A 25,809-nucleotide genomic window follows, 5' to 3' on the forward strand; every position below is an offset into this window, starting at 1 on the left:
TATAAAACTCCGATTTCCTACTCAGCATCCTTCCAATTCCGAGCAATTTCTTCATCTTTCTGGAGTTGATCTACCAGTTCTTCAACAGAGTCAAATTTGACCATTTCACGGACACGGTCTAGCCAGTAGACAATGACTGTTTCACCGTAAATGTCATCTGAAAAATCAAAAATATTGACTTCAAAACGTGGCTCTTCTCCATCGAAAGTAACATTTTTCCCGACACTCGCCATTCCACGATATCTTTTACGCTGCACTTCAATATCGACTACGTAAACACCATCAGCTGGCATATAGGTTCGATCTCTTAAAACTAAGTTTGCTGTTGGATAACCGATAGTCCGTCCACGAGCATTGCCATGAACAACCATTCCACGTGATGGTAGAGGAGTGCCAAGTAAATGACCAGCTTCTCTGACATCTCCATCAAGAATAGCTTGACGAATACGAGTAGAACTAATTTTCCCCTTTTCATCCTCAACAGGAGGAACAATGATGATTTCTCCATCAAAATAGTCCTTCAAATCATCCGCAGTTTTCTTATCAGAACCAAAGGTGTAATCAAATCCCGCTACAATAATCGCTGGTTTTAATGCTCTAACATAGGTATCAAAGAACTCTTGACCCGTTAAACTAGCAAATTTACTACTAAAGTCAAGTAAGAAAAGAGCCTCTACTCCATGCCATTTCATCTTATGTTCTCGTTCTTCATGGCTAACAATATGAAGCATTAATTCTGGCTTGTACGGTTGCAAAGCAAGCTTAGGGGACTCGGTAAAGGTCATCACGACAACTGGTAGATAATCTTTCATAGAAGCCTTGCTAGCTACTTCAAAAAGCTTCTGATGTCCCTTATGAATACCATCAAAATAGCCTAATACAAGAACTGTTTTATCAGGTACTGCAATGTCTTTTTCATTTTTTATAGGTACTGTTGTAATCATGAAACTATTATATCATAGAGAAAGCCTTTTCGCTAAAAGGAAAGCCCAAATGTCGTTTTTTGCCCCTGAACTGACCTTAAAAAATCATTCAAGATGTTAATTTAAAAAAATAGCATCCCCTAAGAGATGCTATCGTTTGGTAACTAGTCTACTGTTTCTTCCAAATCTTTTAACTTCACCGAAACAATTTTTGAGACACCTGATTCTTGCATAGTCACTCCATAGATGGAATCAGCCGCTGCCATGGTTCCCTTACGGTGGGTTACGACGATAAACTGGCTGTCCTTGTCAAAGCGGTTGAGGTAATCCCCAAAACGTTTAACATTGGCTTCGTCAAGCGCAGCCTCTACCTCATCCAAGATGACAAACGGAATAGTCTTGACACGGATAATGGAGAAAAGCAAAGCAAGAGCCGATAGAGCTTTTTCACCACCACTCATGAGGTTGAGTGATTGGATTTTCTTACCTGGTGGTTGAACAGAAATCTCAACCCCAGCTGTCAGCAAGTCTCCCTCAGTCAAAATGAGGTCCGCCTGACCTCCACCAAACATCTGCTTGAAGGTCACTTTAAAGGACTCACGAATAGCTTCAAAGGTTGATTTAAAGCGTTCCTTGACCTCATCATTCATCTCTGTAATGGTCTCAAGCAGCAAGTTTTTCGCTGATAAAATGTCATCACGTTGGCTATTTAGGAAATCCAGACGATTGTGAACTTCTTCGTACTGTTCAATAGCATCCAAGTTGACAGGACCCAGCGAGCGAATAGCCTTCTCTAAATCTTTAACCTCTTGCTCTGCCAGATTGAGATTTTCCAACTCATGAGACTTTTCTAAAGCTTCTGTATAGCTAATCTGATACTGGTCTGTTAATTGACTTTGTAAATGGCGTAAGCGCTCGCTGACCTTTTCTTTCTTAGCTTCAGCACGTGTTTGCTTGCGAATCCACTCTTCATTCTGCTGGCGAGCCTGATCCAAATGACTAGCAATATCATCCAATTGACCTTCAATATCATCCAACTCAAACTGCTTGCGAATCAATCCTTGTTGGAGGTTTATTTTCTGGTTTTTGGCTTCTTCGGCCTGTTGACTGAGCAATTCTGTATCAACTTTCTCAAGATTGTCAACCTTTTCTTGAAGAAGACGCTGGATTTCCTCTTGCTCGATATTCAGATTATCCAATTCCTTGCCTAAACGTTCAATATCAGCAACTTCATAACGTTTTTGTCCTTGCAGTTCTGTCTTAAGCAGGCGAACTTGCGCTAGCTCTTCCTGCAAGTTTTGATAACGTTCTTGGATGGCGTTTTTGTTGGACTTAATCTCTTCAATCTCAGCTTCCAGATTTTGCTTGTCACTTGCGATTGTAGCAAGGCGCTCTTGGCATTTTTCCTTATCTGCTTGCCAATCTCCGTCAGAAAGACGATCTAATTCCTCTTCTTGGAGTTTCCAAAGAGTTTCCAGTTCTTCAACTTGCTGACTGGTCTGCTGATAAGCGAGGGACAAGCCCTGCTCCTGAATACGAGCCTGCTCTCCTTGAGATTTGATGGCTTCTAATCTTTCTGTCAATGAAGCCATCTGGTCTTGCAAGGTCTTCAAAGATGCTTCTTCTGAACGAAGACTTGCTTCTTCTTCAGCAATTTCTTTTTGTAATTGCTCCAATTCTGGCTTGATAAAAATACTGTTGTTCTGGCGATTGGCTCCACCTGCGTAAGAACCACCTGTGCGAAGTTCTGTCCCATCTAATGTCACCATACGGACCTGGTAACGAACCTGGCGAGCCGCTGCACGCGCATGTTCTACAGTATCAAAAATAGCTGTCGTAGCTAGCAAATTCTTGAAAATAGCTTCCAGTCTAGTATCGAATGTCACCAGCTCATCAGCCATACCCAGAAATCCTGGACTTGTAGCAATAGCATCTTGGTTCTGACTAGAAATCGTACGCGCCTTAATAGTGGTCAAAGGAAGGAAGGTCGCACGACCAGCTCTAGTTCGTTTGAGAAAATCAATTGCTCTAGTTGCTGCATGTTCATCTTCTACGATGATATGCTGACTGCTCGCTCCCAGTGCGATTTCCAGAGCAGTTTGATAATGCACATCAAAGGTCAGGTGCTCACTGACTGCACCAATAATCCCACCAAGGCGAGCTTTTTCTTGGAGAACACTCTTAACACCTGCATAAAAGTTACTATGATTTCTCAGAATATTTTCCAAACTCTGAGCTCTGGCCTGCTTGTTTTTGAGATTATCCAGACGGTCAAATAGTTGACTTTGTTGAGCTTGATAGGAAGATTTCTGCTCCTCTTGCTCCTTGGCAATAGCTTGATAGTCAGCCAATAATTTTTGAACTTGCTCCTTGGCAGTTTCAAGATCCGCCTTTTGCTGACTAGCCTTCTCTTTAGCTGTAGCCAACTGTTCTTTCAGCTTTTCTAATTGATCTGCTTGTTTTTGAGAAAGCTGACGACTATTTTCCAACTCATTCTCGATGCGAGTCAGTTGGTTTGAGACATCCGCTTCTTCTTGTAAAAGCGCCACAAAGCGTTCACGCAAAAGTTCAATCATCTGATCAGGATCATCTGAAAAAGCTAGCAATTCAGCTTCTAAACGATTGAGTTTTTGATTATTTTGGACTAGATTTTCCTCTAAGAGGGCTAAAGAGCTTTCCTTATCAGACTTTTCTTTGCTGAGTAAATTTCTTTTATCCTCTAAAGCAGCCAAACGGGCTTGTGCTTCCTGTTGATTCAGGGCTACTTGCTCAGACTCCAGTTTCGATAGGGCTAATTTTCTCTCTAAGTCACTAATTAGACTAGTCAAGTCCATCAAACTGCCCTGATCTTTGGCCATTTCAGCCTGTAAATCTTGGCGTTGCTTTTTAAGAGTATGATTTTCTTCCTCTAATTTTTCCCGCTTTTGGTAATAACTCGTCAATAGTTCCTGAACCTGAGCCAACTCTTCTTCTGTCAACTCTAGTTCAGCCTTATTTTCCTTGATTTGAGCAACTAAAACATCCAAGTAAATAGCCTTACGTTGACCTTCCAAATCCAGAAACTTACGAGCATTTTCAGCTTGCTTCTCAAGAGGCTTAATTTGATTATCCAACTCGTAGATAATGTCTTCAAGACGATCCAGATTATCCTGAGTTTGTTGCAGTTTACTCTCAGTTTCTTTTCTGCGAGTCTTGTATTTCAAAACTCCAGCAGCTTCTTCAAAAATGGCACGACGTTCCTCAGGCTTGGAGTTGAAAATCTCCTCAACCTTCCCTTGGGAAATGATGGAGAAGGAATCTCGTCCCAAACCTGTATCCATGAAAAGATCATGAATATCACGCAGACGGACTTTCTTGCCGTCAATCTTGTATTCGCTATCTCCACTACGATAGATATGGCGTTCTACCCTGATTTCTTGGCCTGCATCCTTGATAAATCCGTCACTATTATCCAAAGTCACAACTACAGAAGCATAATTGAGCGGTTTGCGACTTTCAGTTCCAGCAAAGATGACATCTGGCATCTTACCGCCACGGAGACTCTTAACACTTGACTCCCCCAAGGCCCAACGCAGACTTTCTGTAATATTGGACTTTCCAGATCCATTGGGTCCAACAACTGCCGTCACACCTTGGTCAAAGACGACCTTAGTCTTGTCAGCAAAAGACTTGAATCCCTGAATTTCGATTTCCTTTAAATACATGAATCCAGCCCTTTCTCAACGGCATTTTTGGCAGCTTCCTGCTCTGCTAATTTCTTAGAACGACCTTGACCTTGACCAATGCTCTTACCTTCAACAAGAACTTCTACATCAAAAATCTTATCGTGGGCAGGCCCTGTTTCAGAAATCACCTGATAACGAATAGCCACATCGCCATTGACCTGAAGTAACTCTTGGAGATGGGTTTTGTAGTCTGTAATCATCTCAAATTCGCCTGCTTCAACCTTAGGAATCATGACTTGATAGATAAATTCCTTGACCTTGGCCACATCCTTGTCCAAAAGGAGAGCACCAAGAAAGGCTTCGAAGGCATCACCAAGAATGGTGTCACGATTGCGTCCACCAGACTTCTCTTCCCCCTTACCCAGCTTGATAAACTGATCAAACTGGCAATCACGTGCAAAACCAGCCAAACTCTCCTCGCGGACAATCATGGCACGGAGTTTAGACAAATCACCCTCAGGCTTTTTAGGATATTTTTTATACAGATATTCTGAAATCAATAACTGTAGAACAGCGTCTCCTAAAAATTCCAAGCGTTCATTGTGTGAAATTTTTAAGAGGCGGTGCTCATTGGCATAACTCGTATGAGTAAAGGCAGTCTCCAGTAAATTTTTGTCTGCAAATTCAATTGCAAAATGGTTCTTTAGTACAGTTTGTAATTCTTTCATACCAACCTCTTTCTAACTGATAACAGTCCTTTTTATTATATCAAAAAAAGCCTCCTGAGTCACTCTAAAACGGGACTGGAGAGCCTTTGGGAATTCTTTAAAATAAGATTTTCAGTTTTAAGGGCCAATTTAGGGCTGTGTAAAGAAAAAAGCCCTATTAAAGGCTTTTTAGGATGTTTACATCCACCCTGAGGGAATCGAACCCCCATCTCAAGAACCGGAATCTTACGTGATATCCATTACACTAAGGGTGGAAACTTGTTTTATTATAACAGAAATTTGCTCTAATAACAAGTTTTTTTCTAGACAGATAACCCGTCTTAGTGGGAAGCATCCCCATTCCAGATTGAGTTTTTCACGATAACATAATCAACGTGTTTAAGGTCAGCAACCTGACGTCCACCTGCATAAGAAATAGCACTTTGAAGGTCTTGTTCCATCTCAGTTAAAGTGTCTTGCAAATGACCTTTTGCAGGAAGCAAGATGCGTTTGCCCTCCACATTTTTGTAAGCACCTTTTTGATATTGTGAGGCTGAACCATAATATTCTTTGAACTGTTCACCATCGACTTCAATCGTTTTCCCTGGACTTTCAATATGTCCTGCAAAGAGGGAACCAATCATGACCATGCTAGCACCGAAGCGGATAGACTTGGCAATATCGCCATGAGTACGAATTCCTCCATCAGCAATAATCGGTTTACGTGCAGCCTTAGCACACCAGCGGAGAGCAGCCAATTGCCAACCACCTGTACCAAAACCAGTCTTGACCTTGGTGATACAAACCTTACCAGGACCGATACCAACCTTAGTAGCATCTGCACCAGCATTTTCCAATTCACGCACAGCTTCTGGTGTTCCCACATTTCCAGCAATAACAAAAGTATCTGGCAATACTTTCTTGATGTGTTTTATCATAGAAATCACGCTATCCGCATGACCATGGGCAATATCAATAGTGATGTACTCAGGAGCATCAGCCTTGAGCTGGCTAACGAAATCATACTCGTAGTCCTTAACACCAACAGATATAGAAGCAATGAGCCCTTGCTCGTGCATGCGTTTAATAAAAGGAATGCGTCCTGCCTCATCAAAACGATGCATAATGTAGAAGTAACCACCTTTAGCCAGTTGCTCTGCTACATTTTCATCCAAAATCGTCTGCATATTAGCTGGCACAACAGGTAGTTTAAAGGTGTGATTTCCTAGAGTGACACTTGTATCTGCTTCTGCACGGCTTTTAATCACACATTTATTTGGAATCAATTGAATATCTTCGTAATCAAAAATTGGAAATTCATTTAACATATCGATGTCTCGTTTCTTTTGTAATGACCTACCTATGCTCTCGCATCACTACGCCTTTTCCGACGTTTCCTTAATCAATTATAAAACAAAGTAAGGTTTTTGTCAAATTATTTTATGAATTAAAATATATCGTTCGGCTTTTATTGTGTAAATAACAAAAGAAAGGAGAGATTATTTTCTCCCCACTTCTTTAGTAATATTACTTTTAAATATTTCTTCGGAGTTTTCTAGCATTTCACAAAATTCACGATAAGATGAAGACTTCTGAGGAATTTGGATAGACCATTTCTTCAACAAAGCTCCATAACCTGCTAGCTTTCCTATCTCATTATCAACAACCTTGTCCTTGCTCGGAAAAACAAGACCAGCCTTCTCAGCTTTCAAAATATAAGAATAGGAAATCAGCTGGAATAAGTCCTCACGGTTGATTCCTTTTTCAGAGAACTCTAGTTTTTTATATTTAGCATCTAGAACAATCTTTCGTTCTCTATCATAAAAATCTGGATATACTTTTCGTTGCCCAACAGAAAATACTGAAATACCACCTAGCTTTTCTTTATTCCGTGGATGGATGAAAACTTTTGGTAACAAAGTATGAACATACTCTTCCCAAAGCCAGGCAACATCGAAAAGAATACCATGGACCTTTTGATCTTGATATCCTAAACCGTGCTTTTCTTGGTTCAATATCATCAGACAAAGCTCTTGTAACTTTCTATACTCGTGAAAGTATGCATGACGTATAGGTTTAGATTGATTTCCTCGAATAATCTTAGCACGATCAGCTAGTTTATAAGAAGGAGTTACCCGCACGATTTCTGCTACATTTTCACGACTAGTCAAGAGATTATCAAGAACCCCTTGACCAATGCCTTTCTGGCCCTTAATGTATTCAATAGTGTGACGGACCAACTGCATGAGGGGATTATCATAGGTGAACTCTCTCGTTGTGTAGACAATATTTCCCGTGAAAGGAAGATTTTTCTTGAGATGGTTTCTTACATCAATCACTCCCTTAACATTACTGTCGTTATAAGAAAATCGATGGTATTCCTTATAAAGACCTTTTCTAATAGCAGCTTGTAGATACTTAGGGAAGAGATACATCAAAAGTTGATAAAGCCTCTCTTCACGAGACAAAGCAACATCTAAACTAGTGAGATTGATATGAAGAACCTTGTGTAAGAGATAATGCAAAAAATGGTCATTACTCTCATCAGAAAAGCGAGAGGAAATCGTTAATCTTTCCTGACCACACCCCAGAAAACCAATCACATTTCCAGTCTTGATTTTCTGATTAACTGTTTCAAAGATTTTTTGGTCCTTCTCTAAGTCAGGAGAATTCTTCAAATCATTTGGAAAAATAAAGATATTGTCCTCTTTAGAAAGGTTATCCAGTGTTCTATCAAGAAGTGCTTGACTTAGTTTGGGATATTCTGCGACAAAGTCTTCCTTAGCAATTCTATGCTGATTATCAGTTATCCGCATCATCGTCTTCATCGCCTTCATGGTCATCAGCTACTGCCTGATCTTTTTGCTCATTCTTTGTCAGATCAAATGCTTTTTTCAATGTACCCAGAGTTTCAGCCTCTTCATAAGAACCTCGTAAGTAATCTTCCAAAAGCGGTTTGAGGTAATCAGACCAAAGTAATTCATAATCATAATCCAACTCTTTTAAATTACGGAAATAACTTGGTCCGATATGATAATGACTGTTTAACTCCTGAACGTTTTCAATAGCAGCGTTCAAGTTTCTTAAACGTTTTTTCGCTTCTTCCTCATGTCCATCTAGTTCGTTATCTAGAATGTATAACTGGCTTTCAGCAGTAACTTCAACAAAACGGAAACGACGACGCATAGCAAAATCAAAGGTATCTACTGAACGGTCAATATCATTCATAGTTCCGATGATGTAGACATTCTCAGGGATATAAAATTTCTCATCAGTCTCATGTAAATTAGCATACTGAGTAGAAACACATCCCTTTTCACCACGATAGCCAGGGTCAATAGAGAAAAAGAGTTCACCAAAAATCTTAGAAATCTCACCACGATTGATTTCATCGATGATGAAGACAAAATTCTTGTCTGTGTTGATCTCTGTTGGAGAGATATAGTCTTTCAAACCAAATCTTTTCTTTAAAATTTCAAGGACTTTTTTTCCTTGGTTACGATAATAGGGCTGTTTCAGATATTTTTCATCTTTATAGAGTTCATAAACATAAGATTTTGTTAAGCAAGTTCCTTGGGACTTAGTTTCATAATTGATATTAAAATTATTTCTACTATTTACTGTGAGATAGGAAAATTCTGTCAAATATTCTTTTTCATCTCTGCTATTTACATATTCAAGATAAAGATCCCACGCTTCCTCAAAATTATCTTGACCTCCAGTTTTCTGAGCTTCTTTCGCTCTCTGACAAAATTGCTTAAAAATACCATCTTGTAATTTAAACTCAATAGCTCCATCCCCATTTGATACCGGTCTTAAACCCTCCACAAAATCCGTATAATCATAGGATGGGTGAAATTGTACAAATCCGATTTGGTCTTCGTTGCCACCCGTTAACTCCATAGCAATTTCTTTAGCAAGATAAGTTTTTCCTGTACCAGGTGCACCACGGAGGATGAGGTTTTTGGATTTTTTTAATATACCACTATAATTAAATAAAAAATCATTCCTTAACATAGTTTCACTTTCTAATTTTTTATACTTTTTCCAATTAGGATGATTCAAAAAATAGTCATAGTCTTGAATTATGATTTCATCACTTGCAGCAAATTTTATTAACTGATCAGTCTCTTTAGTTCGGTACTTAATATCTGATGGAAACCATATTGTTTCTTGCCCCGTAAAGAAAAACCACTCCCTCTCTATATACTCTTTTTTCCAATCAACAATAATGGTATGCCCATCGTCTAAAACCTCTTTAACAGTCGCCATTCCACGAATGTTCATCACAGAAACCTTTAAATCATCTTTCTTTACAAAAGGTAAATTCTTCTTTTTGACATATGTGGTTTTAGCGAATAAAACGTCACCTGGTTTAATTTTATTAAACAACTTTAACATTTTTTGATACTGTTTATTTTCCTCGTTGTTATGCCATCCTAATTCCCACTTTCCTTCTTTCCTAAAATATTCAAGATAATCATCATCACCAAATTTTGTACCAACAAAAAAATAGTTATTTTGTTCACTGTTCATTTGAATACTCCTTTAATTTACTTTTATAAGCAAGTTCTATTAATATATAGTTCATCTATAGCATATCATATCTATAAAAAAAAGAAAAGAATTTCTAAAGAAAAGCCTAATGTAGAGTAGGGTATTCCCTCTTAACACTAGACTTCTTTTTTATCTTAATAATACTCGCCCTGACGATAGTCCCATGAGTTAAAAGTGTCTGACAGGTGCATCATAATCTTATCAATGTCAAGCCCTTTGCGGATTACAACTGGAGCTGGTGAAGTTGAACGTGCTCCTCCTTGTTCTGGGATGAGTTTACCGTATTTATCAACCATAGAGACCATCACACCTTGCTCGTAGCGAGTTTCAATCGTTTTGTCAGGCTGGATAGATGCCACATAGTCGTCTGCCTCGATAACAAGGTCAACTGCCCTTTCGATGCGTTCTCCGATACCTTCTACTTTACCACGGTTTCCTTTTCCAGATGGGTTTGCAGATGAGGCATAGACCATCTTGCCTTCTTCCCAAAGTTTGGCAGCCAATTGTTCACCAGCTTTCCCAAACTTGATAACGAAACAGCTAGTACCACGCACATCAGTCATCAGCTCTTCACGGCCATCCCCATAAGCTTTCAATTTCTCAAAGGCTTCTGGTTTCCAAGGAAGGATACAACCAAGAAGAATATCTTCGTCCCAATGTTTTTGGTAGAAGGCTTCAATTTCTGGGTTGAGTTGTGCTAAAGCGCGAAGCTCATCCATGCTACCACAGAGAACAACACCTGGTTTGTTACGGTTACGCTCTTTGGCTTCAAACTTGCGTTCAAGTCCTGCCTTATCGCTAGTCATGATGATATAACCGACTTTTGTAGGGCAAACAATGCACCCTCCCTCACCTTTTAAAATGTCATAGCCTTCTTGTGAAAGTGTTCCGTTCCATTGAATGTGTTTTGTCATAGTTCTATTTCCTTTTCTATTTTTCTTCTAATCCTGCCAGTAGGCTGGTCGTTGTTTTTCATAAGCAGCAATCAAATCTTCATACTGCAAGGTAATTCCGATATCATCCAAACCATTTAAGAGTTTGTGTTTCCATTCGCTATCGATTTCAAAAGTGAATTCTCCAACTGGTGAGATGATTTTTTGTTGTTCCAAGTCCACAGTTACCTGGTCAGTTGGTTGTAGCTGAGCTAGTTTCTCTCGAACCTCTCTGGGCTGTACAATAGGCAACATGCCATTATTGAGTTCATTATTGTAATGAATATCACCAAAAGACCCTGCAATCACGACCTTGAAACCATAGTCCGCTAGAGCCCAAGCTGCGTGTTCCCTCGAAGATCCTGCCCCAAAGTTATCCCCTGAGATGAGAATACTGGCTTTCCGATATTCAGGTCGGTTAAAGACAAAGTCTGGGTCCTCAGTATACTTGTCATCCAGATAACGCCAAGCATACATGAGGTACTTACCAAAGCCTTTCTTATCGATTAACTTGAGAAACTGCTTAGGTAGGATTTGATCGGTATCGATATTATCATTCATGAGAGGAACGGTCGTTCCCGTATAAACTGTAAATTTCTCCATATCCTCTCCTTACTGGGCTTCTGGCATTTGTCGAACATCTACAAAGCGCCCTGCAATAGCTGCCGCAGCTGCCATAGCTGGACTACAGAGATGAGTCTTAGCGCCAAAGCCTTGTCTGTCTTCAAAGTTTCGATTGCTGGTTGAGGCGCAGTGAACGCCATCTGGAACCTTGTCAGGATTCATCCCTAGGCACATAGAGCAACCTGGGTCTCTCCACTCAAAACCAGCATCTAGAAATACCTTGTCCAAGCCCAACTTCTCAGCAGCTCGTTTCACAGGACGAGAACCTGGGACTACGATAGCCGTTAAGTTGGGTGCTATTTTCTTCCCTTCGACAAATCGCGCAGCCAGTTGCAAGTCGCTGAGACGAGCATTTGTACAAGAACCGATAAAGATATAGCCTAGTTCAATATCAGCTGGCTTTTGACCAGGTTCTAAATCCATGTAATTGTAAGCTCGTTCATCATTCATATCCTTAATTTCTGGGAAACTACTGTCAAAGTCAACCCCCATAGCAGGGTTTGTTCCCCAAGTCACCATAGGAGCAAGATCTGAGACATCCATCTGGATAACTTTATCATAAACGGCATCCTCATCACTGACAATTGTTTTCCAATCCGCCACAGCCTCTTCAAAGTCCTCTGGAACACATTCTCTTCCCTTGAGATAATCATAGGTGGTTTGATCCGGATTCATAATCCCCATCTTAGATCCAAACTCGATGGACATATTACAGATGGTCATTCGCTCTTCCATGCTCAGTGCATCAATTGCCTGTCCACGATATTCCACCACATAGCCAACACCACAGGCAACGCCGTACTTGGCAATCAAGGCTAAAATGTAATCCTTGGAATAAACTCCTTTTTGAGGGACACCAGTGAATTCTACCAGCATTTTCTTGGGTTTGACCTGCCAGAGTGTCTGGGTAGCGAAGACATGCTCAACCTCACTGGTCCCAATTCCAAAAGCGATTGCTCCGAAAGCTCCGTGAGTTGCTGTATGACTATCCCCACAGACGATAAATTTCCCTGGTTGGGTTCTTCCTGTTTCTGGACCAACCATATGAACAATCCCCTGCTTTTCAGAACCGTGGGCCGCATGTTCAATCCCAAACTCCTCAACATTTTCAGCCAGCTTATCAATTTGAGCCTTGGAAATTACATCTCGAATATCGTAGATATTGACTGTCGGGACATTGTGGTCAAAGGTTCCAAATGTCAAGTCTGGTCGTCTCAATCTACGACCTGCGTCTCGTAATCCTTGAAATGCCTGAGGACTGGTCACTTCGTGGATATAGTGCTGGTCCACATACATGAGTTGGGGCTGCCCCTCTTCTCCTGTGATGACATGACGGTCCCATAATTTATCAAAAATCGATTTTCCTGCCATCCATTACCTCCAAATAAAATATAAGGCTACTATTGTGGACACCATCCCGAGAAACCAAACTGTTTTAAAATACCATTTTCGAGTCTTATGGTGAAAGATGATTCCTGCCAAACAGGCACCAAAACCACCACAAGTAAAGGCTAAAATGAGTAAGATTTTCTCTGGGATGCGCCAAACTCTTCTCCTTGCCTTAGATTTGTCAATGCCATAAATCAAGAAAACCATGACATTCCAAATCAAAAGGGCTAGAGTAATTCTTTCGTCTAACTTCATAACCTTGCAATAATAGCTTCTGTCATTTCCTTAGTCGAAGCCTGTCCACCTATATCTCTTGTTAAAACACCAGCTGCCAAACTTGCCTCAACAGCACGCTCGATACGCTCTGCATCCTCATAACGTCCAAAGCTGTCTCTCAACATCATGGCCACTGATAAAATCATGGAAATAGGATTTGCAATTCCTTGACCTGCAATATCAGGCGCTGAACCGTGAATAGGTTCATAGAGACTTGGACCCTTTTCAGAGTGACTGGCTGATGGCATAACCCCAAGTGTGCCAGATAGAACGCTTGATTCATCAGAGAGAATATCTCCGAAAAGATTCTCCGTTACAATAACATCAAACTTAGCAGGATTGGTAATCATAAGCATGGCAGCTGAGTCCACCAACTGGTGCTCCAAGGTTACATCTGGAAAATCCTGTGATACCTTCTCAGCTACTTTCCGCCAGAGTTTTGATGTCGCTAGAACATTTTGCTTATCAATACTAGTAACGATTTTTCTGCGATTTCTTGCGATTTCAAAGGCTTTGCGAATAATCCGCTCCACCTCCTCATAGCTATAATCATTGATATCACGGGCTTTGCGCTCTTCAAGGATATGATCTCCAAAGTAAATCCCGCCTGTCAACTCCCGCACCACGACAAAGTCCACACCAGCAATTCGTTCTGGTTTGAGTGGTGACAAATGCTTGAGACTGTCAAAGATTTTTACAGGGCGAATATTAGCGTAAAGATTGAGTTCCTTACGGAGAGCTAGCAAGCCTTGTTCAGGCCGAACCGTTTCACTATCATACTGGGGACTACCGATAGCCGCTAGGAGAATGGCATCTGCTTCACGACATACCTTGAGGGTTTCATCAGGTAAGGGATGCCCTGCAGCATCAATACCTGCACCTCCAAAAGGTCGTTTGTCTATTTCATAGACAAAGCCTGTTTTTTTAGCTAGAGCCTCCAGGACCTCTAAACCAGCCTCCATGATTTCTGGGCCAATTCCGTCTCCTGCTAGAGCTACTATTTTCTTTGTCATAGCCTTCTCCTTTACACACTAGGCATATCGCGGTAAGAAACACTGCGTCCCATCTCACCTGCATTCTCTTTTTGAACAAAGGTATTGGCATTGATGTAGGCAATAGCCGAAGCCTTCAACACATCGAAATCAAGACCTGCTGCATTAAAGATAGTTTCTGTATCTCTGTTTTCAACAGTGACCAAGACCCGAGCCTGGGCATCGATTCCATCGGTTACTGCATCAATAGTATAGGATACCAAGCGGACAGATTGATTAAAGAACTTGTCGATAGCGTTAAAGATTGCTTCAACAGAACCTTGCCCTATCGCATTAAATTCGACTTTTTCACCATCCATATTGGCTAGGCTTACGAGCGCTTCGATATCATTATCAGCATGAGTTTGCAGTTGTAAATCATCAAAATGGAAGCCTTCTGGATTTTCAACCATGGTTCCAGCTACCAGCGCACGAATATCTGCATCTGTGATTTCTTGCTTCTTGTCTGCCAGAGCCTTGAACTTAGCGAAGAGTGGTTTGATATCCTCTTCTGTAAAGTCTAGGGCCAATTCTCTTAGTTTCTCGACAAAGGCATGGCGACCTGACAATTTTCCAAGCGGAAGGCTATTACTCTTGACACCGACCAATTCAGGAGTGATGATCTCATAAGTGAGAGGATTTTTAAGAACTCCATCTTGGTGAATACCAGATTCGTGAGAGAAGGCATTACCTCCAACGACGGCCTTGTTTTTAGGAACTGGAATTCCTGAGAAGCGAGAAACCATTTCTGACGTATTGATGGTTTCATTTAAGACAATACTGGTTTCTGCTTGGTAGTAATCTTGGCGAATATTGAGAGCCACTGCTATTTCTTCCAAAGCAGCATTTCCAGCTCGCTCCCCAATACCGTTGATAGTTCCTTCAACACGTCCTGCCCCATTCTTGACGGCAGCAAGACTATTAGCCACTGCCATTCCAAGATCATCATGACAGTGAGGCGAATAGATGATCTGACGATCTGTCTTGACATTCTCAATCAAGTATTTGAAGATAGCTCCGTATTCCTCTGGTGTGGTAAATCCTACCGTATCAGGGATATTGATATAAGTTGCACCTGCATCAACCGCTGTTTGAACAACTTGTAAGAGGAAATCCAACTCTGTTCTAGTCGCATCCTCAGGAGAGAATTCGACCACTTCAAACTTAGAACGTGCATAGGAAACATGCTCCTTAATAGCTTCTAGAATCTCTTCCTTGCTCTTATTGAGCTTATACTTACGATGAATCGGACTAGTAGCGATAAAGACATGAACCTGTGGATACTTGGCATCCTTGAGCGCCTCATAACAAGCATCGATATCAGACTTGACCGAACGTGCCAAACCAGTCACCGCCGTTTTCTTCAAGACCTTAGCAATCTCCTGCACTGCTGTAAATGAGTCTGGGCTAGCCGCTGGAAAACCAGCTTCAATTGCTGAAATGCCCCATTTTTCAAGCTGTCTTGCAATGGCAATTTTTTCCTTGATTGAAAAATTAACGCCAGGTGTCTGCTCTCCATCCCGAAGGCTGGTATCTAGAAATTCAACTGTTCTCATAAGATTTCCCCTTTTCCAAATGTGGTTTTTAAAAAAACATCTCGCTTAGAAGTCCAAGCGAGATGTTGATTCACTCCCGCTTGGTAAGCCAAACAGGACTAATGCTTTTTGCACTAGCCCGAGTACCTCAACAACAAAGCAAATTGATTAAACTTAGCTGTTTTCATGTTTGACTTTCTCCTTCGTTTGATATCTTGTTTAGTATTTTAGCATAGGCAAAAGAACTTGTCAAGAAAAAATCAAATATTTTCTGAAAATTTCTTCAGTATAGAATATTTAGCTAATTGAAAGTTATTGAAAATCCTTGAAATGTTTCATTTTTTAGAAGTTAAATTCCAACTTTTTTCTATCAATTCCAGTACCATTTCATCTGACAAAGTATCATCAAAAGCCACACTAATCCAGTAGCGTTTGTTCATATGAAAAGCTGGATAAATACCCTTTTGTGAAAGCAGGTCCACTACTTGATCATGTTTGAGGTTGACTGCTTCGACTAATCCTTCTCTCCCCTTTTCCAGCTTATCCCAAGAGATTCTCATCAAGACGGCATACCACTTTTTATTACTTTCATGTCTTAACACTGCCGTATCAGGCGATTTCTCCCACAGATACTCCAACTGATTTCCATACTTTTCCTGAACTTGAATCATGATTCGCTTAGTCTGAGGACAGATAAAATCCTGTACCTCAAAACAAGCCTTCCGAAGCTGGTAGAGAATCTCCAGACAAGCCTCACGGACACTTGCAACAAAACTTCCCCTCATACTTTCCATATGAACTTGAGGATAGAGGTCACCCGTTTCCTGGTCAAAGACTTGAAAGCTCACATTATCAGCAGTGATAGACACAGTCATGATAAAATCACCCTGCAAAATCTGGCAACTATAAGTCCAGACTCCACTATTTTCTACAAAACCATAGGCACGAGCCTTTTCTTGATTAAACTGATAGGATTTAAAAATTTCAAACATAAGTGAAAACTGCTACCAAAAGCTAGCAGTTCCTTTCTATTTTTTAAAAGACAACCTTAGTACCATGCAATTGTGCTACACCCAGCTGGTCGATAAAGGTTTGACGGTTGTCAAGGTCAATCCCCCCACCTGGTAGAATTTCAATTTTACCTTTAGCATGCTCCAAAATTCTGTGGTAATGAGCAAAACGTTTTTCTAAGGAGTCACCAGATACACCCGCACGAGTTAGGATACGAGTAACTCCAGCTTGACTAAGCCAGTCAATAGCTTCTAACTGATTTTCATCACTCAATTCATCAAAGGCCATGTGGAAGACAATTTCCATTCCTTTTGATGCAGCAATTAGCTTCTCCAGATTAGCTTTATCCAACTTTTTATCAGCAGTTAAAGCACCAAATACAACCCCTTGACTTCCAGCCTGAGCAGTCAAACGAATGTCTTCTAGCATAATAGCAATTTCTAGTTCATTATAGACAAAGTCACCACCACGTGGACGAATCATAGTCATAATGGTCGTATCGTAGTTAACTGCCAGTTCAACTGCTGCCTTAGTCACTCCATAGCTGGGAGTTGTCCCACCAACTGCTAGATTGTCACAGAGTTCGATTCGACGAGATCCAGCCTGCATCGCTTTTTCAAGCAAGGTCACATTTTCAGCACAAAATTCGTAAATCATTTGATTCTCCTTGAGTATTACTTTGAATTTATTATATCATATTGTTGTGAATATGTTTTCAATTTTATCAAGGCAAATAACTACTATTTTAACTATTCTTTGTCTGGAATAACCTTAAAGAGATAATAGGTGATAAAGATGGTCAAAGCACCCAGACCGATTTTGACTGGTAAAAGAGGGGCAAAATAAATGGAAATTCCCATCAAGATGTAGATAGAGACGATGATTTTTTTCTTTCGTTCACGCGCAATAGACTTAGTCTCGCGAAAATCAGCTACATATGTTTGATAGAGCTTGGTATGATAAAGCCAATCTTCGAAGCGCTTGGAACTTCTGGAGAAACAAGCAATAGACAACAAAAGGAAAGGCGTTGTGGGCAACAAAGGTAAAACAACCCCAACAATGGCCAAGGCCAGTGATAAAAAACCAATAATTAGATAGATAATACGCATAACTTCTCCTAGTTAATACTCTTCGAAAATCTCTTCAAACCACGTCAGCGTCGCCTTACCGTAGGTATGGTTCCTGACTTCGTCGGTCTTATCTGCAACCTCAAAGCAGTGCTTTGAGCAACCTGCGGTTAGTTTCCTAGTTTGCTCTTTGATTTTCATTGAGTATAAAATAATCTTCTTCTAGTTTCGCATACAATGATGAATTTTGTCAAGTTCTAACCAAAAGGAGCCTGAAATTCACTTTCAGGACTCTACTCTTATTTAATCTTTTCTTCCTCGTAGTCACCCTTGCTACAAACAACCTGCTTGCCACTACCACGGACTTTTTTCTCCATGAGGAAGTTGCCACATTTTGGACAGTCACGACCAACAGGCTTGTCCCAAGAAGTAAATTCACATTCTGGATAGCGATTGCAACCATAGAAGAGGCGGTTACGTTTGGTTTTACGCTCAATGATTTGTCCCTGATGACAACTTGGACACTCAACACCAATCTCTTTCACGATTGCTTGGGTATGACGGCAATCTGGGAAATTGCTACAAGCATAGAACTTACCAAAACGACCAAGTTTAATGACCATTGGACTGCCACACACTTCACAGTCAAATCCAGCTGGTTCATCCTTAATCTGGATTTTTTCCATTTCTTCTTCAGCCTTGACCACTTCTTTGGAGAAAGGTTTGTAAAAGGCATCAATGACACGTTGCCACTGCTCTTTTCCGACTTCGACATCATCCAGCTTGCCTTCCATTTCAGCTGTGAAGGTCACGTTTACGATATCTGGGAAATATTCAACGATGAGCTTGTTAACAATTTCTCCCAACTCTGTCGGTTCAAAACGTTTGGCTGCAAGGCGAACATAATAACGTTTCTGAATGGTTTCAATGGTTGGTGCGTAGGTTGACGGACGGCCAACCCCATTTTCCTCCAAGGTCTTGATCAGTGTCGCTTCAGAATAACGAGCAGGCGGTTGAGTGAAATGTTGCTCTGGTTTGCTATTAACCTGCTTAACCACATCTCCAACAGCCATGTCCGGTAACATCTTATTTTTGTCAGAATCATTATAAATGGCAAGATAACCATCAAACTTAACCTGACTACCATTGGCAGCAAATTGAACCCCATTTTGAGACAATTTAACAGCCATGGTATCAAAGACAGCAGCTGTCATCTGGCTAGCCACAAAACGATTCCAGATAAGAGTATAAAGCTTAAGTTGATCCTTATCCAGATACTTAGCGATGCTTTCAGGTGTATTAAAGACACTAGACGGACGAATAGCCTCGTGGGCATCCTGAGCTCCTGAAGCATTTTTGACCTTGCTACCATGCTTAGAATACTTGCTACCAAAACGGTCCGTAATGAAACTTGCTGCTTCGTTCTGCGCTACTGGACTGATACGAGTCGAATCGGTACGCATATAGGTAATCAAACCTTGAACACCAGAACCGATATTAATTCCTTCATAGAGCTGTTGGGCAACCATCATGGTTTTTCGAGTACGGAAATTGATTTTATTGGCAGCATCCATCTGCATAGATGAAGTGGTATAGGGTAATGGAGCATTGCGCTTGCGCTCTTTCTTATCTACCTGATCCACTGAAAAATCTTTGCTAGTCAGACGAGACAAGACTTCCTTGACCTCATCATTGCTAGTCAATTTCAGCTTTTTGCCATCCACTCCATAGAAGGAAGCCTGAAATTGCTTGGTTCCCTTTTTAAAGACAGCATCAATTGTCCAGTATTCTTCTGGCTGGAAGGCATTGATTTCATTTTCACGGTCAATGATGAGTTTAAGGGCAATGGACTGTACTCGCCCTGCTGATAAGCCCTTCTTGACCTTCTTCCATAAAATAGGCGAAATCGAGTACCCCACCAAGCGGTCTAGAACACGACGAGCCTGTTGGGCATCGACCAAGTCCATATCAATCTTGCGTGGTTCTTTAAAAGCATTTTTGACCGCATCCTTGGTGATTTCATTGAAGACCACACGGTTAGCATCATTTTCATCCAAGTTGAGAATATGGGCCAAATGCCAAGAAATCGCTTCTCCTTCACGGTCCGGGTCACTCGCCAGAAAGACTTTATTAGCTTTTTTTGCTTCTTTTTTCAAGTCATTAATAAGAGGTCCTTTTCCTCGGATATTGATATATTGCGGTTCATAATTATTTTCAATATCGACGGACATACTGGATTTCTTCAAATCACGGATATGCCCAACACTAGCTAAAACCTTGTAGTTTCTGCCTAGATATTTTTCAATCGTCTTGGCCTTAGCAGGCGACTCCACGATTACTAGATTTTTTTTAACTGTTGATTTTTTCTTTTTTGTTGCCGTAGCCACAGTATCACACCTTTTCAAAGTAATAAACTTTATAAAGTGTAAACCATTTTGCCATAACTGTCAAGACTTAGCTCCTATATATAGAAGAAAAGTTGGTTTAGAAAGAGAAATTTTGTCTTAAAATTCAAATTCCGCAAGAACATCTTGCCCGCTGGTGACCAATTTTGCCCCTTCTTGAATCAAATGATGGCAACCGTCTGATAGTCCATCTAAAATGCTACCAGGAATAGCAAAAACATCGCGTCCTTCTTCCATGGCCCTCTCACAGGTAATGAGACTACCTGAGCGCATCTTAGCCTCTGCTACAATCACACCACGACAAAGTCCAGCAATGATGCGATTACGGGCAGGAAAATGAAATTTCAGAGGTTGTTCACCAGGTCCATATTCACTAAGAACCAGATGGTCATTGCTGATATAGTCTTGCAAGCGTTTATTGGCTTTAGGATAAAACACATCCAGTCCTGTTCCAATCACTGCAATAGTTTTACCGCCATTCTGGAGAGCTGCCATATGAGCTGCTGTGTCAATGCCCTTGGCTAATCCACTGACGATAACCAGTTCATTTTCCAATCCCTGAATAATTTTTTCAACCGACTTAGCTCCCTGTTTGCTGCAAGAACGACTTCCTACGACTGCTACCTTAGGAAATTTCAAGAGGTCGAGATTGCCCTTGTAAAATAAAAGCACAGGAGCATCGTATATTTCACTCAAATCCCAAGGGTAACAGTCATCTAAAATAGAAAAAGATGGAAATTTTTGAAACTCCTTCTCCAAATGCGCATCGTCTATCTGAAAATAACGTTCCATAAAAACAGCTGGATTTCGGCAACCTGATATATCTGCAATATCTCCTAACAACAGTTCTTGATCGAAATTTTCACCATATTCTAGGACCTTCAAAACCTGTTGATTGGTCAAACCTGATTTTTTTAACTTATAGATTTCATAGTTTGTGATTTTCATAAATATCTCCATTTCTTTTTCTACTCATCTATTTATTCGTAAAAAATCAAAAAAACATCCGACTATTTTAGCCAGATGTTGGAATCTTTAATTTTCATTTTTAAGAATTTCTTCTAATTTATGGTAGTCTTGGACACTATCGATTTCATAGATGCTATTGCCTTCTAATTCTTCAACATAGACATCTAACTCTTTGATATTATCCTTAACCATATTGTCCCAGTAGAGATCAACAAATTCGCCACTTGCATAAGCCTTATCGATAAAGCTGACAATCTTTTCTGCAGTTGGAGCATCCCAGAAGGATACACCACTAAGGATGCGACCTGCCTTACTATCAACAGTAATGTCTTGAACCTTGTAGTCATCTCCATAGACCAAGAACCATTCGTTGGTACAATCTTCACGATAAACACTAAAATAAGTCGAACGTGTCAAATCATTGCGGAACATATTTTTAAAGAGATAATTATCGGCATCAATAACATAGCTGTTAGCCAATTCTTCTTTTACAAGATAGAGAGAGTAAAAGTTATTGTAGTCAGCGTATTTATCATTGAAAACGAGGCGAACCCCATATTTTTCTTTCAAGTAATCGAATTGTTCTTTAAGGTAACCAACAATGATGATGATGTCATGGATACCTTTTTCTTTGAGAAACTCAATTTGGTATTCAATCAGGGGTTTTTGATTAACCTGAACCAAGGCTTTAGGGGTATTTTCAGTCATAGGACGCAAGCGAGTTCCCAAGCCCGCTGCTAAGATGATGGCTTTCACACGAATCTCCTTTATTCTTTAATAATAATATAAACTCCAGCAATAACGACAAGTGACGTAATAATTGTCAACATATCTAGCGGTGCACCCAAGAAAACAACTGCAAACAAGACTGTCCATACTACATAGCTCACGTTAAGACCTGTAGCCTTGGCTGGTTGCAAGCGATTGATAGCGATATAATAAGCCAAGTAGGAAATCATATCAAAGGCTGCAAAGACAATCATAAGACCTAACAATTGTCCATTAGCTACTTCTGCAAATGACTGATGAGAGAAGAGCACAATCACAAGATAGGACAAGAATGAAGTCACTTGACGGATTAAGAGGGCTTCGATTTCACTCAATTCACTTTCCATAGCAAAGGAGCTAAGAACACTCTCACTTCCCCATGCAATAGCACAAACCAAAGCACAGAGAATACCAATGTAGAAGGAATTGACCTGTTCAACCTTATAGGTCTGAGCAATAATCCCTGCAATAATCAAGACAATCCCAAACACAGTATTTTTCGAAATCTTGTGCTTCAAAAAGAAGAAAGCCAATAAAACTGAAATCGCAGGATAAATAGCCGATACAGATGAAGCTAAAGAACTACCGATATACTTAACTGCATAAAGATTGGCCTGCATACCGATAGGGCCTGCTAGCAAGGCTCCGATGATCACACTAACATTGCGAATATTTAAGAAAATTGAGAGACGAACTTTTCCTTCTTTTACCAAGAGAAAAGCTAGTAAGATAAAGATACTCAAGAAATCGTGAGCAGCGGCTACCACAAAGGGCGACAAGTCAGTAAAAATTGAAAAGATATAAGCACTAATTGTCAGACCCAACCCCCAGAAAATACCTGAGAGTAGACCAAAAGAAACTCCATTTTTATTTTTCATCTGAACCTCCATAATAGGACAAACCTTTGACAGCTCTTTGGTAACGATTCACACCATAGTCACCAAAATCTGCGCCTTGCTCTTCCTTATAGACTGTCCATAAACTCCAAATAGTATCTTGTAAAATTTTATAGATCGCAATCTTTTCACGAGAGACAGGTGTTTGCTCACTGTCATAGTGAGATAGGAAGGCTTCTTCCTCTTGACGTGTGAATTCAGACTCTAAAAAGAGGGCAGCCAAATCCCACATTGGATCGTTCATTGATGAATATTCCCAGTCAATCAGATATAGACGTCCTTGAGGTGATTCGATAAAGTTTTCAGGCACCAAATCGATATGACAAGATTTTCTGTCAACACCTAAGTCAGCCAGTCTTTTCTCTAAGGAGAAGACTTCTTCTCGAACAGCTTCATAGTTGGCATAAGGGATTTTTTCTTCAATCAAGGATTCGTATTTTTTGATTTCTTCAAAAGGAGCAAATTCTCCCCTTAATTCCTTGCCAGATGCATGGATAGTTTGTAAAATTGGAGCAATTTTGTCAAATTTGGTCTTGATTGACGTTGAATCAAGCGTAATCGCAGATTCGATATACTCATTTACTTTTATACCAGCTTCAATATCAAAAAGATAATTTTTTACATCTAAGTCTAAATCCTTTAGTAGTTCAAGATTGTACTTTTCATCTTGACGATTGATCAGCTTTTCTGTCCCTTTACCAAAGAATTTAACAATGTATTGCTTATTTGTTGTTTTGACCAAATAGTTTTGATTGGTCATTCCCCCCAGTTGTTCAACACTGAGGACTTCCTCTTCTTGACTAAGTAAGGAAGAAATTTTTTCTTTAATGATTTTCTCCACAATTAACCTCCAGCACCTATACTTCCCACTTAAACACGGTTTTAAAGGCTGTGTTTAAGTCGGTAGCAAAGACACGATGAATATCTTTAATTTCTCTTACAGGTTCTTCTAGATAAAGGATATTTTTAAGACGATTGGCAAATTTCTTGACTTCCATCATTTGGATTGCATTTTCAAAATCAATGCGACCAGAACGAGAGGACCCAACCAAGAGCAAGCCTTTTTCTAAGGCATCGCGTGTATTGAGATTGACTTTATACTCACTAACTCCCATCATAAGAATCGTTCCCTGAGGACGAATATAGCGAACCAAATCATTAATAGCTGGTCCAGTACCATCACCACCACAACACTCAAAAGCATGGTCAAAGGCCAAATCTTCAGGAATATTATCAGTAATATAGCATTCTTTGGCAAATGAGAAGAGTTCCAACTTTTCCCAATGACGACCAATAACCACAATCTCTGCTTCTGGCAAAGTATAGTTGATAATATTGGCAACCACAAATGCTAAACTTCCATCTCCGATAACGGCGATTCGGTCCCGCTTGCTATGAGCAAGGGTCAATAGACGATTCATAGCGTGCATGCCGACACTGACAAACTCTGTAATGGCTGCAACCGTATCTTCGATAGCATCATAAGCCACCACACGATCTTTAGGAAGAGAAACAAACTCTCTCATAAAGCCATCAAATCCACTAGACAAGAAATGAGTACCTGTCATGTAGTTCTCATAGAATTCTTCATCACTCTGCATAGGAGGCTGATTAGGAATCATAACAACCTTTTGACCAACCTCGTAGGTTCCCGTCGGGTCAGAAATAACGGTTCCACATGACTCGTGAATCATTGCCATTGGAAGCTTTTTATTCAAAATCTTGGGATCACGTTTTCCTTGGTAGTAACGCTGATCCGCATGACAGACCGCCATATAATTAGGGCGGATGAGGATATGATTCTCTTGGTCAATAGCCTCTTCCTGATATTTGACATTGATAAACTTAGGCTTAGTTAGTTGATAAATTTGATTAATCATTTTACTAGTCTTTCTCAATCATACTTTTTGCAATCTTCAAATCTGTTACGGTTGTAATCTTCAGATTTGAGTATTCACCCTTGGCCAAGGCCACATCTTTTCCTTTAATAACGAAGATTTTACATGCATCTGTTAAGATTTCCTTCTCTTCAACAGAGAGAGAGCCATAAAGGTCCATGAAGTCCTTGCAACGGAATGTTTGAGGCGTTTGCCCTTGATAGAGGTGAGCACGATTTGGAATATCTGTAATAAATTGACCATTGGTACTTTCAACGATAGTATCAACCGCTTCTACCACTGTGTCCACTGCGTCATGATTTTGGGCAAGTTGGATATTGTCCTGAATCATGCGAAGTGTAATAAATGGACGAACAGAATCGTGGGTAACAACGATATCCTCTGGAGTAAGCGGACGATAAGCATCAATAGCTTCAATGATTTTCTCAATACTCGTATTACGGTCAGCACCACCTTTTGTAATGATGATACGATCCTTATGAAGAGGTAGATATTTATCTACAAGATCCTCTGCATGAGAAACCCAGTCTCCATGAACCCCAACTACAATTTTTTCAATACTTGGTTCCAAGACAAATTTTTCAATTGTATGAATCAAAATAGGTCGATCACCTAGCTCTAAAAATTGTTTTGGCAAATTACTAATTCCCATGCGAGTACCAGTTCCACCAGCAAGAATTCCTGCATAAATCATCTATTTTCTCCTTTGTCTTACTAAAAAAACTTATTCTCTCTATTATACCACAATCTAGCCCTATCATGAAAGAAATACTAGACCTCCCTTTCTAGAATAGGAGGGTTAAGTAGTTCTATTATTCAAAGAAACTAACCCATTTCTAGTAATGACCAGGAATTCTGTAGTCATTACTAATAAATGGCTGTGAAATTTTAGAGTTCTTCAGAATAATATACTTTCCTTAAAGAAAACTTAAAAATAAACTTTGAAACTTCAAAGTGATTGCTTGACTTATACTCAAGGAAAATCAAAAAGCAAACTAGAAGCTGGCCGCAGGTTGCTCAAAGCACTGCTTTGAGGTTGCAGATAGAACTGACGAAGTCAGTAACATATATACGGTAAGGCGACGCTGACGTGGTTTAAATTTGATTTTCGAAGAGTATTACTGCCCTTCATTTCTTATTAGCTGACTTTATGATA

At 40.1% G+C, this 25,809-nt stretch carries 22 protein-coding genes and 1 tRNA gene; all 23 read right to left on the bottom strand.

Translation table 11 applies throughout. The features are described 5' to 3' along the window. Nucleotides 1-17 precede the first annotated feature (17 nt). Nucleotides 18-944, bottom strand: coding sequence for a bifunctional riboflavin kinase/FAD synthetase (locus ACLNCP_RS07050; protein WP_136937099.1), 927 nt, complete (start codon nucleotides 942-944; stop codon nucleotides 18-20). Between the two features lie 143 nt (nucleotides 945-1,087). After that, entirely contained in the window at nucleotides 1,088-4,627 is a 3,540-nt protein-coding gene (smc, locus tag ACLNCP_RS07055) for a chromosome segregation protein SMC (protein ID WP_424844237.1), read from the bottom strand. After that, the gene (gene rnc, locus ACLNCP_RS07060; protein WP_115904401.1) at nucleotides 4,618-5,316 is read right to left on the bottom strand and encodes a ribonuclease III; all 699 of its coding nucleotides are present in this window, start codon (nucleotides 5,314-5,316) and stop codon (nucleotides 4,618-4,620) included. Before rnc ends, smc begins: the two co-directional genes overlap by 10 nt. A gap of 182 nt (nucleotides 5,317-5,498) precedes the next feature. Next, a tRNA-Arg gene (locus ACLNCP_RS07065) sits at nucleotides 5,499-5,570 on the bottom strand. Nucleotides 5,571-5,636: 66 nt separating this feature from the next. Then, a complete protein-coding gene (locus ACLNCP_RS07070) occupies nucleotides 5,637-6,623 on the bottom strand; it encodes a GMP reductase (RefSeq protein ID WP_261142022.1) in 987 nt (328 codons plus the stop codon). A gap of 171 nt (nucleotides 6,624-6,794) precedes the next feature. Next, nucleotides 6,795-8,114 (bottom strand): McrC family protein, encoded by a 1,320-nt coding sequence (locus ACLNCP_RS07075; protein ID WP_261220886.1) that lies wholly within the window; start codon nucleotides 8,112-8,114, stop codon nucleotides 6,795-6,797. Beyond that, complete coding sequence (locus ACLNCP_RS07080) at nucleotides 8,098-9,831, bottom strand: AAA family ATPase (RefSeq protein WP_261220711.1); 1,734 nt, start codon at nucleotides 9,829-9,831, stop codon at nucleotides 8,098-8,100. Before ACLNCP_RS07080 ends, ACLNCP_RS07075 begins: the two co-directional genes overlap by 17 nt. 155 nt (nucleotides 9,832-9,986) lie before the next feature. Continuing rightward, nucleotides 9,987-10,766, bottom strand: coding sequence for an L-threonylcarbamoyladenylate synthase (locus ACLNCP_RS07085; RefSeq protein ID WP_084887036.1), 780 nt, complete (start codon nucleotides 10,764-10,766; stop codon nucleotides 9,987-9,989). A gap of 27 nt (nucleotides 10,767-10,793) precedes the next feature. Next, nucleotides 10,794-11,387, bottom strand: coding sequence for a 3-isopropylmalate dehydratase small subunit (gene leuD, locus ACLNCP_RS07090; RefSeq protein ID WP_084887034.1), 594 nt, complete (start codon nucleotides 11,385-11,387; stop codon nucleotides 10,794-10,796). A 9-nt stretch (nucleotides 11,388-11,396) separates the two neighbouring features. Next, the gene (gene leuC / locus ACLNCP_RS07095) at nucleotides 11,397-12,779 is read right to left on the bottom strand and encodes a 3-isopropylmalate dehydratase large subunit (protein WP_424844238.1); all 1,383 of its coding nucleotides are present in this window, start codon (nucleotides 12,777-12,779) and stop codon (nucleotides 11,397-11,399) included. Nucleotides 12,780-12,782: 3 nt separating this feature from the next. Then, nucleotides 12,783-13,052, bottom strand: a complete 270-nt coding sequence (locus tag ACLNCP_RS07100) for a DUF1294 domain-containing protein (protein WP_424844239.1) — start codon at nucleotides 13,050-13,052, stop codon at nucleotides 12,783-12,785. Beyond that, entirely contained in the window at nucleotides 13,049-14,086 is a 1,038-nt protein-coding gene (gene leuB, locus ACLNCP_RS07105; RefSeq protein WP_424844240.1) for a 3-isopropylmalate dehydrogenase, read from the bottom strand. Before leuB ends, ACLNCP_RS07100 begins: the two co-directional genes overlap by 4 nt. An 11-nt stretch (nucleotides 14,087-14,097) precedes the next feature. Then, nucleotides 14,098-15,660: a 2-isopropylmalate synthase gene (locus tag ACLNCP_RS07110; protein ID WP_424844241.1), complete on the bottom strand. Its 1,563-nt coding sequence runs from the start codon at nucleotides 15,658-15,660 to the stop codon at nucleotides 14,098-14,100. A gap of 314 nt (nucleotides 15,661-15,974) precedes the next feature. Then, the gene (locus ACLNCP_RS07115) at nucleotides 15,975-16,631 is read right to left on the bottom strand and encodes an MmcQ/YjbR family DNA-binding protein (RefSeq protein WP_261220721.1); all 657 of its coding nucleotides are present in this window, start codon (nucleotides 16,629-16,631) and stop codon (nucleotides 15,975-15,977) included. A 43-nt stretch (nucleotides 16,632-16,674) separates the two neighbouring features. Beyond that, a complete protein-coding gene (locus tag ACLNCP_RS07120; protein WP_261220723.1) occupies nucleotides 16,675-17,307 on the bottom strand; it encodes a copper homeostasis protein CutC in 633 nt (210 codons plus the stop codon). Nucleotides 17,308-17,399: 92 nt separating this feature from the next. Further along, nucleotides 17,400-17,759 carry a YbaN family protein gene (locus ACLNCP_RS07125; RefSeq protein WP_261220725.1) on the bottom strand — a complete coding sequence of 120 codons (360 nt, stop codon included), beginning with the start codon at nucleotides 17,757-17,759 and terminating at the stop codon, nucleotides 17,400-17,402. Nucleotides 17,760-18,016: 257 nt separating this feature from the next. Continuing rightward, nucleotides 18,017-20,104 (bottom strand): type I DNA topoisomerase, encoded by a 2,088-nt coding sequence (gene topA, locus ACLNCP_RS07130; RefSeq protein ID WP_424844242.1) that lies wholly within the window; start codon nucleotides 20,102-20,104, stop codon nucleotides 18,017-18,019. 117 nt (nucleotides 20,105-20,221) lie between these two features. Next, nucleotides 20,222-21,070 carry a DNA-processing protein DprA gene (gene dprA / locus ACLNCP_RS07135; RefSeq protein WP_203212761.1) on the bottom strand — a complete coding sequence of 283 codons (849 nt, stop codon included), beginning with the start codon at nucleotides 21,068-21,070 and terminating at the stop codon, nucleotides 20,222-20,224. A gap of 87 nt (nucleotides 21,071-21,157) precedes the next feature. Continuing rightward, the gene (locus tag ACLNCP_RS07140) at nucleotides 21,158-21,847 is read right to left on the bottom strand and encodes a sugar phosphate nucleotidyltransferase (RefSeq protein WP_000643959.1); all 690 of its coding nucleotides are present in this window, start codon (nucleotides 21,845-21,847) and stop codon (nucleotides 21,158-21,160) included. 11 nt (nucleotides 21,848-21,858) lie between these two features. Further along, nucleotides 21,859-22,737: a DMT family transporter gene (locus ACLNCP_RS07145; protein ID WP_000791828.1), complete on the bottom strand. Its 879-nt coding sequence runs from the start codon at nucleotides 22,735-22,737 to the stop codon at nucleotides 21,859-21,861. Next, on the bottom strand, nucleotides 22,727-23,596 hold the full coding sequence (licA, locus tag ACLNCP_RS07150; protein ID WP_424844243.1) for a choline kinase LicA: 870 nt from the start codon (nucleotides 23,594-23,596) through the stop codon (nucleotides 22,727-22,729). The genes ACLNCP_RS07145 and licA overlap by 11 nt, the downstream gene beginning before the upstream one ends. Before the next feature lie 16 nt (nucleotides 23,597-23,612). Next, entirely contained in the window at nucleotides 23,613-24,635 is a 1,023-nt protein-coding gene (locus tag ACLNCP_RS07155) for a ribitol-5-phosphate dehydrogenase (RefSeq protein WP_000609878.1), read from the bottom strand. A 4-nt stretch (nucleotides 24,636-24,639) separates the two neighbouring features. After that, on the bottom strand, nucleotides 24,640-25,347 hold the full coding sequence (locus ACLNCP_RS07160; protein ID WP_153199027.1) for an IspD/TarI family cytidylyltransferase: 708 nt from the start codon (nucleotides 25,345-25,347) through the stop codon (nucleotides 24,640-24,642). Nucleotides 25,348-25,809 lie beyond the last annotated feature (462 nt).

The organism is Streptococcus sp. CL6.35, from assembly GCF_049737915.1.
GTDB lineage: Bacteria > Bacillota > Bacilli > Lactobacillales > Streptococcaceae > Streptococcus.